This is a genomic window from Galbibacter sp. L-19 (genome assembly GCF_056857615.1).
This window is the reverse complement of the sequence record NZ_JBSXNL010000071.1, coordinates 23,484-41,021: the sequence shown is the minus strand read 5'-3', so window position 1 is coordinate 41,021 and position 17,538 is coordinate 23,484. Positions and strand designations below refer to the sequence as shown.

The following is a 17,538-nucleotide window of genomic DNA, read 5'->3' as shown; positions in this document are numbered from 1 at the left end:
CAAAACAGAGGTGAAAATGGTAATATTTACCTTCGTTTAATAGGAATACTCTATATAATAATTTACCACGGTTACCGCCTAATAGAGTTTTAGAGGTCACTAATGTATGGAGAAAGGTTAGGGAACTATAAATACTTCAGTGCTAACTTACTTGAAATCAAACCCATAAGATTGTCGTCCAAAAAAAATGTAATTAAACTACAGCTTCAGAAAATGGTTTATCACAAATCTGAAACCTATTTAGTCATGGAAGTATTCAAGACTTAGGTTATTCCTTTTGAAGTAGATTATTTAAAAGTTTACAGGGATAGCGTATAAAGCGAAAAGCCTCCTGTCAAAGACTTGAAATCAAATCAAATCAAATTATATTTATAATTCTCCCTCTAAAATATGGTATGGCTAATCCCTATACTTTATATGTCCTTCCTAAATATGTGCTTAGCGATAAGCAAAAATTATTAGTGGAATTGTAGGGGTTGAATAGGGGAGAGAATTAAAATGATAATCATATCTTAGAATAGGAATAAACGAAATATTTGTTATGTAACTTTAGTGTTATGATTTAATATTATTTGTATAATTCAGTTTTTTACTTACTTCAATTCATACTATTGGCAGAGGTGAAATTTACTAGGATATCAACTAAACTTTTGTTTTAATACATTCATATCATCACTTATTTTCATATCCAAAATTTTAGCATAATGTTGTGTTGTTTTTAAGGAGCTATGACCAAGCATTTTACTAACCGATTCTATAGGAACTCCATTGGAAAGAGTTACAGTTGTGGCGAATGTATGCCTTGCCATATGAGTGGTAAAATTTTTATGGATACCACATAAATCGGCTATTTCTTTTAAATAGGCATTCATTTTTTGATTGGTTAATACAGGTAATAACTTATTGTTTCCCTCATTATCTTTATAATCAGAATACTTATCTAAAATCATAGCAGCAATAGGTAAAATTGGAATATTGCTTTTTGAATTAGTCTTTTTCCTTTTAGTTTTGATCCATTTTTCACCATCAATACCTATTGTGATGTCATTTTCATTTAACTTCTCTACATCAGCATAGGCTAAACCAGTAAAGCAACAGAAGATAAAAATATCTCGAACCTGTTCTAGTCTTGGCGTTCTAAGATTCTTTTTTAATAATGTTTCTATTTCTTGCTTTGTTAGAAATTCACGCTCTACGTTTTTCAATCGAACCTTCCAGTTTAAGAAAGGATCTTTTTTAATCCAGTCATTAGCTAAAGCAATACGTATAATCTTTTTAAAGTTCGTTATGTATTTAATTGCTGTATTATGGCTACACTTACGGACGGTTTTAAGATAGTATTCAAATCCGCTTATGAATTGGTAGTCAACATCAGTAACAGGAATATCGTTAAGTTTATACTCATGTTTAATGAAGTTTTCAATATGTTTCTTTGCGGTTCTATAACGTTCTGCAGTACCCGCAGAGAAATCTTTTCCAATAAGACTATCAACTTTATCATTATGCTCTTGAAAAATTCTTAAAAGCATTTTATGCTTCTTATTTTTCCCAAGATAGGCATCTCTAAGCGCAATTGCTGTTAGAGCCTTTTCATTAGTTATGAATTCTTGATGTTTATTAAGAATAGCTGTTTTAACTTTATTTAAATAGTTATTGAGTTCATTAATCTCAGGGTTAGATCCTCTAGCCATTCCAGACTTAGCGATCCAACGATCTTGCTGAACTTTCCTATTAACACTAAACTCTGCTCTTTTACCATCTATAGTTATTCTCATGTAGATATTACATTTATTATTAGAATCGACTTTGGATTTCTTTATGTAATACAAAAGTGAAAGTGAATTTATCATAAGTGACACCGAATTTTGAAAAAAGGTACAAAATAGACATCGAATTACAAAATCCAAAAAACGCCAAATAGCGCTAAAATAAAGGGGTTTCACTTCATTCGGTGTCACTTATTTTGTGGATTGGACAGACACCGAATTGCCCCACTTTTTATTGCTATTAATTGAATTTAAATGAAATGGTATAAAATGAAAAATCCCGTAAACACTGATGGTTTACGGGATTTTGTTGGAGCTTATTACGCTCTCAGCGGAGAAAGAGGGATTCGAACCCCCGGAGGTGTGACCCTCAACAGTTTTCAAGACTGCCGCATTCGACCACTCTGCCATTTCTCCTTTGCGGGTGCAAATATAAAAACCTTTTTTGAATATAAAAGACTAAAATGCGGTTTTTTTTATGCTTTTATTTCTTGATGCTGATTATCAGCTATATAATTTTCCTTTTTTTTAAATTTATTTGTTAGACTTTTCATTTTTACTCTATAATTAAGGTTTAAATACTTAAAAATTATGTGCTGAGTCTATTAAAGAGCTTATATCTAAAATGGTTATTTGTTTTTCATATTAACTCTTTCAGAGTTTACTTCAAGTAGCATCACTATGCATAATTAAACTAATATTAGATGTGAATTTCAAACATTTTTTAGGGGTCAGAAAAAGCTAAAACAAGTGTTATATCATTATATTATCACTTACTTTTGTTTAAAACCAATTTAGAATGAGTATTATTAATGCTTTAGAATGGCGTTATGCTGTTAAGAAATTTGATTCTTCCAAATTTCTTACCGAAGAAAAATTAAATGTTTTAAAGAAAGCCTTTAATCTAACGGCTACTTCCTATGGCTTACAACCAGTAAAATTGCTAATAGTTTCCGATAAAAAACTTCAGAAGCAATTAAGAGCCAGTTCATGGAATCAAGCGCAAGTAGAAGATGCTTCACATCTATTGATTTTTTCAATCGAAAATAAAATTGATGATGTCTATATCAAAAATTACTTTGCAAGAGTGAAGCATATCCGTAATACTCCTGATGAAATTTTAGAACCTTTTCAGAATTTCTTAATTGAAGATTTTAATAGTAAAAATGCTGAAGAGATTAAAAACTGGGCTAAAAACCAAGTTTACCTTGCTATGGGAAATTTACTTACGGTTTGTGCTATCGAAAAAATAGATGCGTGCCCAATGGAAGGTTTTTCTTCTGAAGAATATGATGAAATTCTTGACCTTAAATCAAAAAATCTCACAGCTGTTTTAGTATTACCTATTGGATATCGTGCTGAAGATGATATGTTTGCAGCATTTAAAAAGGTACGTAAACCTTTGCAAGATAGCGTGATAGAATTAAAGTAAGATATTGTTTATTTATAGACTTTATAATATATATGCTTTTAGCTAACTTTGTGGCTAAGCAATGATAAAAATATAAGGATGCCTGGATTTGAATTATTTGGAGACGAAGAAAGAAAACACGTAAATGATGTCTTGGAAAGTGGTGTTTTAATGCGCTATGGTTTTGATGGAATGAGAAATGGACATTGGAAGGCTGTTGAACTGGAAAAAGCTATTTCAAAAAGAATGGAGGTTGCACATACACAATTAGTTAGTAGCGGCACATCTGCATTAACAATAGCGTTGGCAAGTGCTGGAATTGGAGCAGGAGATGAAGTTATTATGCCAACATTTACATTTGTAGCGAGTTTTGAATCGATTATTGCCTTGGGAGCTGTTCCTGTTTTGGTAGATATTGATGATACGTTAACAATAGATCCCAAAAAAGTAGAAGAAGCAATTACCGCTAAAACAAAGGTAGTAATGCCTGTACATATGTGTGGTTCTATGGCGAATTTAAAAGCACTAAAAGATATTTGTGAGGCAAATGGACTTTTACTTCTGGAAGATGCTTGCCAGGCTATAGGAGGGAGTTATAAAGGAAAACCTCTTGGTAGTTATGGCGATTTAGGTTGTTTTTCTTTTGATTATGTTAAAACTATTACTTGTGGTGAAGGTGGTGCTGTTATTACAAATAATGAAAACTATGCTACCAATGCCGATCATTATTCAGATCATGGGCATAATCATGTAGGAAAAGATAGGGGAGCAGAAACGCATCCGTTTTTAGGATATAATTATCGAATTTCAGAATTGAATGCGGCAGTAGGCTTGGCGCAAATAAATCGTTTGGATGATTTTTTAGTAATTCAGAAAAAAAACTATACTGTTTTAAGAGAAGCTATTGAAACTATTTCTGGGATTACCATGAGAACAGTTCCAGATGGTGGGGAAGAGAATTATTCTTTTCTCAGCTTTTTTATGAACGATGAAGAAACTGCTAGAGCTACACAAAAGGAGCTGGTAGCCAATGGAGTTGATGGTTGTTTTTATTGGTTTGATAATAATTGGCATTATATCAAAAAATGGGAGCATTTAAAAGATTTAAAAAGTTTAGGAAAGCTTCCTGAAGAAGTTATTAAAGGATTACCAGATTATAATTCTCAAGATTTTAGTCAGTCCGACCAATGGTTAGGACGTAATATTTCAGTATTAATAAAACTAAGCTGGACGGACGAAGAAGTTAATGAGAGAGCTCAAAAAATGAAGCAAGTATTAAGTGGTGTTTTGTTAGAAACGAAATAAATCGATCAAGCAAGAGCTGAAGGGAAGGATATTGCCTTTACTACTGAGTATGAAGATGATTAATCTAATATAAGTAGGTAGTTACTCAGATGGAGATGTAAAAATACTAAATCACTCTGTACTTTATGTGCAGAGTGATTTAGTATAATAAAAAAATCACATTAATGTCCGAGTAAAATACAAGACCGCTTCGCTATAAGAAAAAAGAACAAAGACTAAATGTTAACTATCAAAGAATAAGTAGTTTAAAGAAATAACATTACTATAATCTTCTTTTTATTAATAGCAAGGGGCTATTTTGAATACCTCATTTAAACCTTGATATAAGTGGAGTGCAATAAATTCCGTTAACTTTTATCGGACAACAATAAAAAAATTAATAATTTGCATATTCCACAATCTCAAGTCCGTAACCAATAATTCCTACTCTTTTTGTTTGTGAGGAATTAGACATTAATTTAATTTTTGAGATATCTAAATCGTGTAGTATTTGTGCTCCAATTCCAAAATCTTTAGCATCCATATTTACTTTTGGCGCTCTCATTTCTCCTTCTTCTTGAAGCTTTTTTAATTCTGATAAACGATTGAGTAAGTTAAGTGAATGACTTTCTTGATTAATAAACACAATAGCGCCTTTCTCTTCCTTATTTAACAATTTAAACATATCGTCTAGCTTTTTGTCAGCATTGCTGGTAAGTGTGCCTAAAATGTCATTATTTACTAAGGTAGAGTTAATACGTGTTAAAACAGGCTCTTCACTGTTCCAATTACCTTTGGTAAGTGCTATATGGATTTGGTCGTTTGTAGTTTGTTTGTAGGCTCTAAGTCTAAATTTACCAAATCTTGTTTCAATATCAAAATCTTCTTTTTTCTCAATCAAACTATCGTGTTGCATTCTATAAGCAACTAAATCTTCTATAGTAACAATTTTGATATCAAGGTTTTTAGCAACTTCGCATAGTTCTGGAAGTCTAGCCATAGAACCATCTTCATTCATAATTTCTACAATCACTCCTGCAGGAGAGAGTCCTGCTAAGCGTGCAAAATCAATAGCTGCTTCCGTATGTCCTGTACGTCTTAAAACCCCACCTTCTTTAGCTACTAATGGGAAAATATGTCCGGGTCTTCCTAATTCGTAAGATTTTGTTTCAGGATTTATAAGTGCTTTCACTGTTTTGGCTCTATCTCCAGCAGAAATACCAGTAGTTACGCCATAACCTCGTAAATCTACAGAAACTGTAAATGCTGTCTCCATAGGGTCGGTATTATTACCAACCATAGGGTGTAAATCTAACTCTTTACAACGTTTTTCAGTAAGCGGGGTACAAATAAGACCACGCCCATAAGTAGCCATAAAATTTATCATTTCTGGCGTTACTTTATCTGCAGCCGCTACAAAGTCTCCTTCATTTTCTCTATTTTCATCATCAACAACAATAATAACCTTTCCTTGGCGGATATCGGCAATTGCTTCTTCAATAGTATTTAATTTTATATCTGATGTTGGCATTAGCGTATCTGTATTCATTGCAAATTTTTATCAAAGATACTTAATTCTTCACTTTTGACTCGCTAGGTAAGCATTGAATTATTAATTTGCTTTTCTAAATTAACCTCTCATAGAGGGTTTAATTCCTAAGAGCCTGTTCTGAGTTTACCGAAGTACTCTCAGTCGAATTGAATTTAAGTTATTTTATTTAAACTCCTCAAGGATGTTTATTTTACATTATTATGGGTTAGTTTTAGAATCCGATTTCTTTTTCTTTAAAAAACTAAACAGACTAGATACTTTTGAAAAAATACCACCAGAATCAAACACTGCTTTATCGGCAGTTGCCCGTCGGGTTAAGAAAATTCCTAGTGGGAGCATAATTCCTGTAGCAACCCAAGCACCAATAAGAGGAGGGATGCTTCCATCTTCTGAATAATTTTTAGCAAAAATTCCTATAAAATGATAAGTCAAAAACAATCCAATAGCAAGAACCATTGGGAGTCCTAAACCACCTTTTCTGATAATTGCACCTAAAGGAGCACCCACAAAAAACAGAATAAAACAAGCAAATGCAAGCGCATATTTTTGATGCATTGCAAGTTTGTAATGGTTATAAAGCTTTGTTCTTCTATTTAAATCCCATTTTTTTCCTTCTAAAGTGGTCTTCGTATTTTTAACGGTATTCAAAGCCATTTCTACCAATTGATTCTGTCTGTAGTCTTCAAAAATGGTAATAATACTATCGGTGTTTTTATCAACTAATACTTTAAAATTATTACTAGAAATACTATCTGCTTTTATTTCAGGAGTATCTTTTTTTGGAGCCTCTTTTTTAGTGTCTCTTTTGATGTAAAGATTTGCAGCGCCTGTTCTTTTATAAATATTCTCCCCAAAGTTGGTAAATATTTTTTTATGTGAAGTATGTATGGAATCAATAGCGTAATCTAATTCGCTCACTCTTAGCATTTTGTAAGAGTTTTTAATGTCCCCTTTATCTAAATCAACATCATTAAGTTTTGATAAGTCCATAAACATGGTATAGCGATCAAAATATGCTTTAGCATGCGGATAGTTATCACGTTTATCTCTACTTTCAGCCTTTAAATCTTCGTAATAATTTCCATCTTTTAATACAAGCTGAAGAATATTAGAATTTTCGCTACTTACTAATTCCCCTTCAACAGATTTTATAACCTTATTATTAAGTCCTCCATCTGCTAATTGATGAATAATTACATTGTCTAGTAGGTTGTCGTTATTTCCATGCTTCTTTTCAACCTTCATGCTAACATCTTCCCCTACATTACTAAATACCCCTTCGGTAATAGCCATTGCAGGTTTCATTTGTCCGATATTTCTTCTTAAGTTATACGATTTATATTCGGCAGCAGGAATAACATTATTAGCAAAAAAGAAGGTACCGATACTCAGAAAAGTAATAAAAATAATAAGTCCCCGCATGGCTCGATATAAAGAAATACCAGAGGCTTTCATTGCCGCAAATTCATAGTTTTCTGCTAAAGAACCAAAGGTCATAATAGACGCCAATAGTACTGTTAGCGGAAGAACATTTGGAACAAGGTTAGGGGAGTAGTAAAACAGAAATTTCCCTACAATAATTAGGTCGATATCTTTACCTGCAAATTCATCTATGAAAAACCATATTGCTTGAAAGATAAATATAAACATCAGAATCACAAACGAACTGATGAAATTATATAAAAACCTTGATAGAATGTATCTGTCTAAAATTTTCAATGTACTAGTTTGTTATGATGTAATACCCTAATTCGTCGTATTTTGCTTTATTAAAAGTAAATAAAGACTTCGAAATTGGTTCGTTTGTTTTGAAGGAATTTACGGTAATTGTAGTTTTGGTACCGTTGCTGCCAACTTCAATCAAATCATAGATATGCTTTGTTTGCGCGTCGATTCCTAAAAGGATTTGCTTTATTTCTGAATTGCTATCAATAGGCGTTAATTCTACATATTGAATGTTTCTTCCTTTTACGTTTTTTAGAATATCCCATTTATAATTATAACCTTCTTTGTAAAAAGTAAGCATTTTAGATGGTGTTATAGCGCCTTCTCCTTCTTCTTGACTAGCTTCAATAACTACTTCTTCATTTTCAGGAATAATAGTATATGTTTTACTTCCGTCAAATATTTTGGTAGCTCCTAAGTAATTAAATACATACTTATCTCCTTGGATAGTAACATCTCCTTTTGTTTCCTGGTGAATACTTTCTGCAGTGTTGTCTAAAGCATATTTAAATTCGATAAATATATTATCATAGCTTTTAACTTTAGCATATACTTCATCTAGAAGGTTTTTTGCTTTTGCATCATTTTGTGCATTTGTATTAAATGATATTAGAGCTATTGCTATAAAAAAGAATATTTTTTTCATGTTTTTGTATACTTATTTTTCTATTCTATTTATAAATTGAAAAGGAATAGAATGTTTTGTGTTAAAATAATTTATTCGTTATTCAATAATTGATCGAGTGCTACCATATCTGGAACAAGTACTTGTCTAGCCTTACTTCCTTCAAAAGGTCCAACAATACCAGCGGCTTCTAGCTGATCTATAATTCTTCCAGCCCTATTATAACCTAGTTTTAATTTACGTTGTAATAGGGAAGCAGAACCTTGTTGAGCAATAACAATTACTTCGGCTGCTTCTCTAAATAGAGCATCTCGTTCTGAGATATCTATATCAAGTCCTGTGCCAGACTCTTCTCCTACATATTCTGGCAGTAAATGAGCATCTGGATATGCACGTTGTCCACCAATAAAGTCAGTTATTTTATCTACTTCTGGTGTATCTACAAAGGCACATTGCAAACGGGTAAGGTCATTTCCTTGTGTATAAAGCATGTCTCCACGTCCAATTAATTGGTCGGCTCCTGGAGAATCTAAAATTGTTCTTGAGTCAATTTTTGAAGTCACTCTAAAAGCTACTCGCGCAGGGAAATTTGCTTTAATAATACCAGTAATTACGTTTACAGAAGGACGTTGAGTAGCAACAATTAAATGAATTCCAATAGCACGAGCCAATTGAGCTAAACGAGCAATAGGGGTTTCTACCTCTTTTCCAGCCGTCATAATTAAATCGGCAAACTCATCAATAACCAATACAATATATGGGAGGAATTGGTGACCGTCATTAGGATTTAACTTACGAGCTTTAAATTTTGTGTTGTATTCTTTTATGTTTCTCACCATGGCATTTTTCAACATCTCATAGCGATTATCCATTTCTATACAAAGCGAATTTAAAGTATTTATAACTTTAGTATTGTCGGTTATTATAGCTTCTTCACTATCTGGAAGCTTGGCTAAAAAATGACGTTCTATTTTATTAAACAGAGTAAGCTCTACTTTTTTAGGGTCAACCAATACAAATTTTACTTCCGCAGGATGTTTTTTGTATAATAATGAAGTTAATATAGCATTTAATCCAACAGATTTTCCTTGTCCTGTTGCTCCTGCCATCAATAAGTGAGGCATTTTAGCAAGGTCAACAACAAAAGTTTCATTACTAATGGTTTTACCAAAAGCAATAGGTAATTCCATTTCGGCAGCTTGGAATTTCTTGGAAGCTATTACCGAACGCATAGAAACAATGGTAGAATTTTTATTAGGAACTTCAATACCAATAGTACCTTTTCCAGGAATAGGAGCGATGATTCTAATTCCTAAAGCCGCTAAAGAAAGTGCAATGTCGTCCTCCAAATTCTTAATTTTTGAAATACGCACCCCCGCCGCTGGAACAATTTCATAAAGTGTTACAGTAGGGCCAATAGTGGCTTTTATTTGAGAAATTTCAATTTTGTAGTTTTTAAGAGTGTCTACAATTTTATTTTTATTTTCTTCTAGTTCTTCCTGATTAATAGTGATACTTCCAGAACCATAGTCGTTTAAAAGTTCTAGGGTAGGGAACTTATAATTGCTTAAAGCTAATTTCGGGTCGAATTCCCCAAAATCTTTAACCAGTTTTTCAGAAAGATTATCAATTTCTTCTTTCTCTTCTTCAACTGTTTCTACTTCTATTTTAAGTTCATCATTTTCATTATTTGAAGAAGGTGCTTGAGTTTTTAATGTTGGAGGAGCAAGCTCTTCCTCTTCTTCGGCTAGTTTAATTTCGAAGGAATTTTCAATATCTACATCAGAAGTAGTATCGGGTTCTGAGGAATTTGAAACAGTTTTAGGTTCTTGAGTGGAAGAAGTTTCTGTATAAGAAGTTGCTGTTTCAGGTTCATTACCTTCAGCCTTTACTTTATTTGATTTAAAAGCAGCTTTAAACTCTTCTTGAGTAGTATAAAATAAAGCTTTTATCTTTTGTGGAGTTACCCCAAGCCTAGTAACAGCATAGGTTATAAAAATAAAAAACAATAATAATGCAACTCCAATTTTCCCGATGTAAGCACGAAGGAAATCATTCATTTCAAACCCAACAACACCGCCAAGCAAAGGGGCACTTTCAGAAAAGAATCCAAAAAATATAGCTAACCAAGTACTTACAATAATTCCCCAAAACCACCTATTAGTCAGTAATTTAAGTTTGTAATTTAGAAACAGATAAAGACCTGTTTGAAAAAGTAAAATAGGAAATATAAATGCAGCAATTCCAAAACCTTTATAAATAAATAAATGGCTTACAGAAGCCCCAAATTTATTAAGCCAGTTTTTAGCCTCTGCTTGTCGGTTTCCAAACTCTTTAAGTAAACTTTGATCTTCTTGCCAAGTAGAAAAATACGAGATAAATGCAATAACGCAAGCCACACTTAAAAGCATCAAGAGGCTTCCAAAAATAATTTTTTGTTGATTGGATACCTTAAAAGATGGAATTTTTTTTGAGGAAGTTTTAGTACTCGTTTTAGTCTTTTTCTTGGCCATTGGCTACATTAAGTTTTGTCGCAAAAATACTAATTACAAACGTACAGTTTCTAATTATATTTTTAAAATATTTTAGGAATGTAGATTATAGCCCCAATTATTATAGCTGTAATAGCTGAAATCCAAACTGCGCCAGCAGCAATATCTTTAATAAATCCTATTTTATAATGATGCTCGGGATGTATAAAATCTGCTATTTTTTCTACAGCAGTATTCAAACCTTCAATACTCATTATTAAAGCAATTGTAAGAATTTGTAAGATCCATTCAGTAGGAGAAATTTGATAGTAAAAACCAGCAATTGTAGCAATTAGGGCAATGGAAGCCTGCGTTTGAATACTGGCTTCAGTTTTTAATAAAAGGTACGCTCCTTTACAAGCGTACCTAATACTGTGTAATCTATTTTTTATAAAATTGTTCAAGCTTTTAAAGCATTTAATGCAGCTTCATAGTTAGGTTCGTCTACAGTTTCAGCTATTTGTTCTGAATAAATAACTTCTCCATTTTCATTTAAAACAATAACAACCCTACTTAAAAGCCCTTCTAAAGGACCATCTGTAAAGTCTAAACCGTAGTCTTTACCAAATTTATGATTTTTAAAATCTGATAGAGAAATTACGTTTTCCAAACCTTCTGCCCCGCAAAAACGAGCCATTGCAAAAGGTAAGTCTCTTGAAATACATAATACTTTTGTGTTTTCTAATGCAGAAACTTCTTTATTAAACGCACGTACACTGGCTGCACAGGTTCCTGTATCTACACTTGGAAAGATATTTAATACTACTTTAGAACCTTTAAAATCTGCTAAAGAAGTAGTAGAAAGATCTGTTTTTACAAGATTAAAATCGGGTGCCTTGTTTCCAGTTTTAGGAAGCTCTCCTGATGTGTGAATTTGATTTCCTTTTAATGTTACTGTTGCCATTTTATTTGTCTTGAATTTTTATGTTTAAAGAAAAATAGTTGATTTTTCTAAATTTAAAGGTATTAATAAATGCTGGTATTAGAAACAAAAAAGGCTGTCTTTTCAGACAACCTTTTTTGTTTCTTTTTCTAATTTTTTCCCATCTGAGGAATTCAATTCTATTTATCAATAGAACCTAAAACTCTCTTCATAAAGGCATTTACAGCCTCTTTTTGGTTCATTCCGTCTTCTTTTACCATTTTATTGACCTCCAAAGCGCCATACATATTGGAAATAAGTTCTCCAATAACGTCCAACTCTTCGTCTTTTAATGAAGGGACTTCTGTAATAGCTTCCAAAGTTTCAATGGCCTCAATTACATAATCCTCATCGTTGGCTTCAATAAAATTGGAAAGCTGTTTAATTACTGGTAGCTTCATCAATAAAATCTTTTAAGACGTCTGTTTTATTTGTCTGAATTTGGTTGCTCACTTTTCCACCTTTAAAAGCAGCAAAGGTAGGTAAGTTGTCTACACTTGCTAACTTTCTAGATTCAGGAAATTTTTCAGCATCAACAATAACAAAAGTTGCATTTGCTGCTTCTTGAGAAAACTTCTTGAATTTAGGTTTCATGATTCGGCAATTGCCACACCATCCAGCAGAATACTGTACAAGTACGGTATCGTTTTCTGCAACTAAATCAGCTAAATTATCTTTTTCTAATTCTACTAACATCGTATTTTTAGTTTGAACTTAAGTAAGCTGCAACCCCTTTTCTGTCGGCGTTCATAGCCTCTTTACCTTCTTCCCAGTTTGCAGGACAAACTTCTCCGTTTTTCTGAACGTGCGCATATGCGTCTATTAAACGTAAATATTCGTTTACATTTCTTCCTACAGGCATATCGTTTACACTTTCGTGGAATACTTTACCATCTTCGTCGATTAAGAAAGTAGCTCTAAAAGTTACATTATCTCCTTCGTAAACATAAGAATCTGTTTCTTCGTTATACGTTTCAGAAGATAAATCTAAAATACGTAACATATTTGCTAAGTTTCTGTTGCTATCTGCTAATAGAGGGTAAGTAACTCCTTCAATTCCTCCGTTGTCTTTTGCTGTATTTAACCATGCAAAGTGTACTTCAGGAGTATCACAAGAAGCACCAATTACAAGGGTGTTTCTTTTTTCAAATTCTCCTAAAGCTGATTGGAATGCATGTAATTCTGTAGGGCAAACAAATGTAAAATCCTTTGGATACCAAAAAAGGATTACTTTTTTCTTGTTTTTGATTGCTTCTTCTAAAACATTCAATTTAAAAGTGTCTCCCATTTCGTTCATAGCATCTACTGCTATGTTTGGAAATTTTTTACCTACTAATGCCATATTTATTACTTTTTATTTGTGTTAAACTTTCAATGCAAATTTAAAAAGTAATAGAGAGGAAACCATATTTTTTGAATTATATTAACTTATTAAAAAATAGAGTTTACTTATACTAGTGCGGAATAGGTATTATTTTTATTGATGATGTAATTTTCGACCTCTTTAATTAAGGAATACTCAATAGAGTGCTTGAAAAATTATGATATTATTTTTTTTCTGTATGCTGTTTTATTTTAATATTTAAAGCAGCATACAGTAATGTTACAAACGGACTCAAATAATTAAAGAAAGCATAGCCAATGTAGGCAGTAGTATCTACTCCAAGTACGCCACTTTGGTAGGCACCACAGGTGTTCCAAGGAACTAAAACAGAGGTAACAGTTCCAGAATCTTCTAATGTTCTACTTAAATTTTCTGGAGCTAATCCTTTGTCTTTATATGCTTGCGCATACATTTTTCCAGGTACTACAATTGCCAAATATTGATCGGATGCTGTTACATTTAAAGCTAAACAGCTGGCAACAGTACTGGCAAACAAACCAAAAACAGAATCAAAAGCTGTAAGTAACGCTTTACTTATTCTAGCTAAAGCACCAATAGCATCCATAATACCACCAAAAACCATGGCACATATAATTAGCCAAATAGTGCCTAACATTCCTGCCATTCCTCCAGAAGAGAAAAGATCGTTTAGCTTTTCATTGGTAGTTTCTATAGAAGTATCTACTGTAATAGCATTCATAACTCCTTTATAACCCGAGATAAAAGTAAGCTTATCTGCCCCTGTAATAGATTTTACTATTTCAGGCTGAAAAATTAATGCAAAAATTCCTCCTAAAAGTGTTCCTATAAGTAAAGCCAAAAGAGGCGGCGCTTTTTTTACAATTAAGAAAATAACAACCACAGGAACTAAAAATAACCAAGGCGAAATATTGAAAGATGCATCTATAGATGAAAGTAAGGAAGCAGTATCTGGTACCTTTGTAGTGTCTAAATTAAGACCGATAATAGTAAATATAATGAGGGTTACTACAACCGTAGGAACGGTAGTTAACGCCATATATCTAATATGTGTAAAAAGATCGGTTCCAGCCATAGCAGGGGCTAGGTTGGTGGTATCGCTTAGGGGAGACATTTTATCTCCAAAATAAGCTCCAGAAATTACAGCACCAGCCGTCATTCCAGGAGAAATGCCCAAAGCACCTCCAATACCAACTAAGGCAATACCTACAGTTGCTGAAGTTGTCCAGCTACTTCCTGTAGCTACCGAAATGATGGCACAAATAACAACACATGCAGCTAAAAAGAAAGTCGGATTTAAAATCTGTAATCCATAATAAATCATGGAAGGAATAACACCGCTTATAAGCCATGTTCCAGCTAAAGCTCCTACAAAAAGTAATATTAGAATGGCACCAGCAGTAGATTTAATGTTGTTAGCAACTTCATCCAGCATTTTTTCATAAGTAACTTTATTAAAAATACCTACAATTGCAGCTACAGCACCACCTATTAATAAAATAAATTGATTGGAGCCACTAAGCGCATCATCTCCAAAAACAAATACATTAAATGCTAATAAACCTACTAAAACTACAACTGGGATAAGAGCCTCCCAAATACTAAGCTCTCTATTCTGAATTACTTTTTCGTCTTTCATTAAAAATATTTGATCCCTCAGAGAGGGTTTAATTATCCGATTTTAAGTGTAAAATTGAATTATTACGATTGATAAATAATCTTTAGATACGCTAAAGATAGTTTAGGATGTAATGTTACAATATTACTAAGTTTTTTGCAAATACAATTGTTTGAATAAGTAGATGTAATGAAAATATGTTATTTTTATAGAAACTAAAATTCTTATTTATGTATCAAAAATTATTAATTCTTATAATTTTCTTTAGTAGTACATGTTTAGGTTTTTCACAAGAAAAAAGTACTGATGAATTAACAGAGCTTGTGGAATGGGTATATAATGTCGATGAAGGAATAAAATTAGGAGAGAAGGCCGATAAAGACGTGATTATTTATTTTGGAATGAAAAAATGTGTCCCTTGCAGATTTATTAAAAAGTATGCTTTTGTAACAGAAGAATTTAAAGAATACTCCAAGAAGTTTGTTATGGTTAAAATTTATGATGATTTGGATAAAGAGAATACTGAGAATCAGGAATATGTAAAGAAGTATCGTGAGATTTATGGGATAGAGTCAGTTCCGACAATGGTTTTATTAAAAAGAAATGGAGAGCAAGATAGTTTTTTTACCTATGTAAGAAAGCCTGATGATTTAATAAATCAAATTGAAGAATATTATAATTAAAAGACAATAGTATTTGGGCTAAGGTTTAAGTCCGTCTGCCTGCGTTAGTCCATCAAGTGTTGAAGTGCTTAAATCTCGATTATCGAGTAATATAAAACTGCAGCCCTAATATAAATTAGGATACTGCAGTTTTAAAAATACCTAAACCTAATTGTCAGTTTTAGTTAAGTATCTCTAGCTCTTTCATACACGTTTTCATCATTTCGTAGGTACGTTTAATATCGTTATCCAATCCAATAGAAAAACGAATTAATCCGTTTGATAATCCCATTTCTTTTTGTTCTTCTAGTGGAATTTCAGAAGAAGTAGAACTTCCCGGTGCACTAAATAATGTTTTGTAAAATCCTAAGCTAACTGCTAAATAACCAAGATTATTTTCTTGCATTTTTTCCATAAAAGCATTGGCTTTGTCAATAGAACCTACATCTATAGTAAGCATCCCGCCAAAACCATATTCTTCATTCATTTGTGCTTTTATAACTTCGTGTCCAGTATGCGATTTTAATCCAGGGTACACCACTTTTAATCCGTCTTTTTCAAAACTTTCAGCTAAATAAAGTGCATTATCACTATGTTTTTTTATTCTAATGTGTAGCGTACGCATATTCTTTAAAATGGAAGCTGCTCTTAGGCTATCCATAGTGCTTCCTAAAAGCATTCCAGCACCGTCGTTTACATCTTTTAAACTCAAACAAAAATCGGCACTTCCACAAACAACACCTCCAACAGCATCACTACTACCGTTGATAAATTTTGTAAGACTATGAATAACAATATCGGCACCTAATTTTGTTGGAGCAACTGTGAGCGGAGAGAACGTATTATCTACCACCAACGGAATATTATGCTTTTTAGCAATAGCTGCCAGGCCTTTTATATCTGCAATTTCTAATAGCGGATTGCTAATGGTTTCACAGTATATCATTTTTGTATTTTCTGTAATAGCCGCTTCAACTATTTCAAGATTAGTGGTATCTACAAACGAGGTTGAAATATTAAATTTTGGAAGGAAATTTTTCATAAAAGCGTAGGTTCCTCCGTAAATTGTTCGGCTAGAAACAATATGGTCGTTTGTATTGCACAACTGCATAATTACGGCTGTAATAGCGCCCATTCCAGATGCTGTAACATTTGCTGTTTCAGTTCCTTCTAGTGCAGCTAAGGCTTCACCTAAATATAAATTTGAAGGAGAAGAATGTCTACTATATAAATAGCAACCTTCGGTATTTCCTTCAAAAGTATCAAACATTGTTTTTGCTGATAAAAAAGTATAGGTGGAAGAATCAGAAATAGAAGGATTTACACCTCCAAATTCTCCAAAATATTGTAAGTCTTGAATAGCATCTGCCGGATTAAATTTCATAATAGGTAATTTATTTTATCATCAAAATAAGGTTTAATAAGAATAAAATTCAACTACTATTCATTTATTTAGATAATTATTCTTATAATTAATGTTATTTATGATAAAAAGTTTAATTTCACAGAAAGGAATTTATTTTTAATGAAAATTTTTCAGAATGATATTTGATACAGTTGATAAAATACTTTTAGAATTACTGCAAAAAGACGCTAAGCAAACTACCAAAGCCCTTTCTATGCAATTAAATCTTTCCAAAACAGCAGTTTATGAGCGGATTAAAAAACTTGAAAAGGAGGGAGTTATAAAAGGATATACTGCTATTTTAGATAAAAAGAAAATCAATAAGTCTTTTGTGGTATTTTGCCATGTTAGACTGGTGCAGCATACCAAAGAGCATATTGTTAGTTTTGAACAAGAAGTAAAAAAGTTACAGGAAGTTTTAGAATGCTATCATGTTAGTGGCGATTATGATTATATTTTAAAGGTGAATGTAGAAGGGATGGTTGCTTATCGTGAGTTTATGACTACAAAACTTACGTCTTTAAAACATATAGGAAGTACGCATAGTATTTTTATGATTGAGGAAGTTAAAAACACTACAGTTGTAAAACTATAATTTTCTTAGATAGCCACTTTTATTCCCCAGAGTCTGTCCTGAGTATCTTAAAGGGTTCTACGTTGAAATGCTTTGAAAG

At 32.4% G+C, this 17,538-nt stretch carries 16 protein-coding genes and 1 tRNA gene; 4 read left to right on the top strand and 13 right to left on the bottom strand.

Going from position 1 to position 17,538, the window contains the following annotated elements; genetic code table 11:
- Positions 1 to 638: 638 nt before the first annotated feature.
- Positions 639 to 1,850 carry a site-specific integrase gene (locus tag AC13CQ_RS16055; RefSeq protein ID WP_040879796.1) on the bottom strand — a complete coding sequence of 404 codons (1,212 nt, stop codon included), beginning with the start codon at positions 1,848 to 1,850 and terminating at the stop codon, positions 639 to 641.
- A 248-nt stretch (positions 1,851 to 2,098) separates the two neighbouring features.
- Positions 2,099 to 2,183, bottom strand: a tRNA-Ser gene (locus AC13CQ_RS16050).
- Between the two features lie 382 nt (positions 2,184 to 2,565).
- On the opposite strand from AC13CQ_RS16050, the gene AC13CQ_RS16045 reads away from it, so the two are divergent.
- Complete coding sequence (locus tag AC13CQ_RS16045) at positions 2,566 to 3,198, top strand: NAD(P)H-dependent oxidoreductase (RefSeq protein ID WP_008615171.1); 633 nt, start codon at positions 2,566 to 2,568, stop codon at positions 3,196 to 3,198.
- Between the two features lie 78 nt (positions 3,199 to 3,276).
- Entirely contained in the window at positions 3,277 to 4,482 is a 1,206-nt protein-coding gene (locus AC13CQ_RS16040) for a DegT/DnrJ/EryC1/StrS family aminotransferase (protein WP_008615170.1), read from the top strand.
- A 376-nt stretch (positions 4,483 to 4,858) separates the two neighbouring features.
- Here AC13CQ_RS16040 and ribB read toward each other — a convergent pair whose 3' ends face one another.
- The 10 genes from ribB to nhaC all read right to left on the bottom strand — a co-directional run bounded on the left by ribB (position 4,859) and on the right by nhaC (position 14,818).
- Positions 4,859 to 6,010, bottom strand: coding sequence for a 3,4-dihydroxy-2-butanone-4-phosphate synthase (gene ribB / locus AC13CQ_RS16035; RefSeq protein ID WP_008615169.1), 1,152 nt, complete (start codon positions 6,008 to 6,010; stop codon positions 4,859 to 4,861).
- A gap of 201 nt (positions 6,011 to 6,211) precedes the next feature.
- The gene (locus tag AC13CQ_RS16030; protein ID WP_008615168.1) at positions 6,212 to 7,663 is read right to left on the bottom strand and encodes an LptF/LptG family permease; all 1,452 of its coding nucleotides are present in this window, start codon (positions 7,661 to 7,663) and stop codon (positions 6,212 to 6,214) included.
- A 73-nt stretch (positions 7,664 to 7,736) separates the two neighbouring features.
- The gene (lolA1, locus tag AC13CQ_RS16025) at positions 7,737 to 8,384 is read right to left on the bottom strand and encodes an outer membrane lipoprotein periplasmic chaperone LolA1 (protein WP_008615167.1); all 648 of its coding nucleotides are present in this window, start codon (positions 8,382 to 8,384) and stop codon (positions 7,737 to 7,739) included.
- Positions 8,385 to 8,455: 71 nt separating this feature from the next.
- On the bottom strand, positions 8,456 to 10,876 hold the full coding sequence (locus AC13CQ_RS16020) for a DNA translocase FtsK (RefSeq protein ID WP_008615157.1): 2,421 nt from the start codon (positions 10,874 to 10,876) through the stop codon (positions 8,456 to 8,458).
- A 62-nt stretch (positions 10,877 to 10,938) separates the two neighbouring features.
- Entirely contained in the window at positions 10,939 to 11,298 is a 360-nt protein-coding gene (locus AC13CQ_RS16015) for a diacylglycerol kinase (RefSeq protein ID WP_008615155.1), read from the bottom strand.
- Positions 11,295 to 11,798: a thiol peroxidase gene (gene tpx / locus AC13CQ_RS16010; RefSeq protein ID WP_008615153.1), complete on the bottom strand. Its 504-nt coding sequence runs from the start codon at positions 11,796 to 11,798 to the stop codon at positions 11,295 to 11,297. The genes AC13CQ_RS16015 and tpx overlap by 4 nt, the downstream gene beginning before the upstream one ends.
- Positions 11,799 to 11,956: 158 nt before the next feature.
- Complete coding sequence (locus tag AC13CQ_RS16005; protein WP_008615152.1) at positions 11,957 to 12,217, bottom strand: DUF6952 family protein; 261 nt, start codon at positions 12,215 to 12,217, stop codon at positions 11,957 to 11,959.
- The gene (locus AC13CQ_RS16000) at positions 12,198 to 12,512 is read right to left on the bottom strand and encodes a thioredoxin family protein (protein ID WP_008615150.1); all 315 of its coding nucleotides are present in this window, start codon (positions 12,510 to 12,512) and stop codon (positions 12,198 to 12,200) included. Before AC13CQ_RS16000 ends, AC13CQ_RS16005 begins: the two co-directional genes overlap by 20 nt.
- A gap of 7 nt (positions 12,513 to 12,519) precedes the next feature.
- The gene (locus AC13CQ_RS15995) at positions 12,520 to 13,158 is read right to left on the bottom strand and encodes a peroxiredoxin (protein ID WP_008615147.1); all 639 of its coding nucleotides are present in this window, start codon (positions 13,156 to 13,158) and stop codon (positions 12,520 to 12,522) included.
- Positions 13,159 to 13,363: 205 nt separating this feature from the next.
- Positions 13,364 to 14,818, bottom strand: a complete 1,455-nt coding sequence (gene nhaC / locus AC13CQ_RS15990) for a Na+/H+ antiporter NhaC (protein WP_474507199.1) — start codon at positions 14,816 to 14,818, stop codon at positions 13,364 to 13,366.
- A gap of 209 nt (positions 14,819 to 15,027) precedes the next feature.
- On the opposite strand from nhaC, the gene AC13CQ_RS15985 reads away from it, so the two are divergent.
- Positions 15,028 to 15,480: a thioredoxin family protein gene (locus tag AC13CQ_RS15985; RefSeq protein ID WP_008615135.1), complete on the top strand. Its 453-nt coding sequence runs from the start codon at positions 15,028 to 15,030 to the stop codon at positions 15,478 to 15,480.
- Positions 15,481 to 15,640: 160 nt separating this feature from the next.
- On the opposite strand, the gene AC13CQ_RS15980 is transcribed toward AC13CQ_RS15985, so the two are convergent.
- Entirely contained in the window at positions 15,641 to 16,843 is a 1,203-nt protein-coding gene (locus tag AC13CQ_RS15980) for an aminotransferase class I/II-fold pyridoxal phosphate-dependent enzyme (RefSeq protein WP_008615133.1), read from the bottom strand.
- A gap of 157 nt (positions 16,844 to 17,000) precedes the next feature.
- Between AC13CQ_RS15980 and AC13CQ_RS15975 the strand changes: the two genes are divergently transcribed.
- Positions 17,001 to 17,459: an Lrp/AsnC family transcriptional regulator gene (locus AC13CQ_RS15975; RefSeq protein WP_008615127.1), complete on the top strand. Its 459-nt coding sequence runs from the start codon at positions 17,001 to 17,003 to the stop codon at positions 17,457 to 17,459.
- The last annotated feature ends 79 nt before the right edge of the window (positions 17,460 to 17,538 follow it).

Bases quoted from the DNA above. Each gene is read 5' to 3' on its own strand.
- AC13CQ_RS16055 (WP_040879796.1), bottom strand. From the start codon at position 1,850: ATGATAAATTCACTTTCACTTTTGTATTACATAAAGAAATCCAAAGTC.
- AC13CQ_RS16045 (WP_008615171.1), top strand. From the start codon at position 2,566: ATGAGTATTATTAATGCTTTAGAATGGCGTTATGCTGTTAAGAAATTT.
- AC13CQ_RS16040 (WP_008615170.1), top strand. From the start codon at position 3,277: ATGCCTGGATTTGAATTATTTGGAGACGAAGAAAGAAAACACGTAAAT.
- ribB (WP_008615169.1), bottom strand. From the start codon at position 6,010: ATGAATACAGATACGCTAATGCCAACATCAGATATAAAATTAAATACT.
- AC13CQ_RS16030 (WP_008615168.1), bottom strand. From the start codon at position 7,663: ATGTTTATATTTATCTTTCAAGCAATATGGTTTTTCATAGATGAATTT.
- lolA1 (WP_008615167.1), bottom strand. From the start codon at position 8,384: ATGAAAAAAATATTCTTTTTTATAGCAATAGCTCTAATATCATTTAAT.
- AC13CQ_RS16020 (WP_008615157.1), bottom strand. From the start codon at position 10,876: ATGGCCAAGAAAAAGACTAAAACGAGTACTAAAACTTCCTCAAAAAAA.
- tpx (WP_008615153.1), bottom strand. From the start codon at position 11,798: ATGGCAACAGTAACATTAAAAGGAAATCAAATTCACACATCAGGAGAG.
- AC13CQ_RS16005 (WP_008615152.1), bottom strand. From the start codon at position 12,217: ATGAAGCTACCAGTAATTAAACAGCTTTCCAATTTTATTGAAGCCAAC.
- AC13CQ_RS16000 (WP_008615150.1), bottom strand. From the start codon at position 12,512: ATGTTAGTAGAATTAGAAAAAGATAATTTAGCTGATTTAGTTGCAGAA.
- AC13CQ_RS15995 (WP_008615147.1), bottom strand. From the start codon at position 13,158: ATGGCATTAGTAGGTAAAAAATTTCCAAACATAGCAGTAGATGCTATG.
- nhaC (WP_474507199.1), bottom strand. From the start codon at position 14,818: ATGAAAGACGAAAAAGTAATTCAGAATAGAGAGCTTAGTATTTGGGAG.
- AC13CQ_RS15985 (WP_008615135.1), top strand. From the start codon at position 15,028: ATGTATCAAAAATTATTAATTCTTATAATTTTCTTTAGTAGTACATGT.
- AC13CQ_RS15980 (WP_008615133.1), bottom strand. From the start codon at position 16,843: ATGAAATTTAATCCGGCAGATGCTATTCAAGACTTACAATATTTTGGA.
- AC13CQ_RS15975 (WP_008615127.1), top strand. From the start codon at position 17,001: ATGATATTTGATACAGTTGATAAAATACTTTTAGAATTACTGCAAAAA.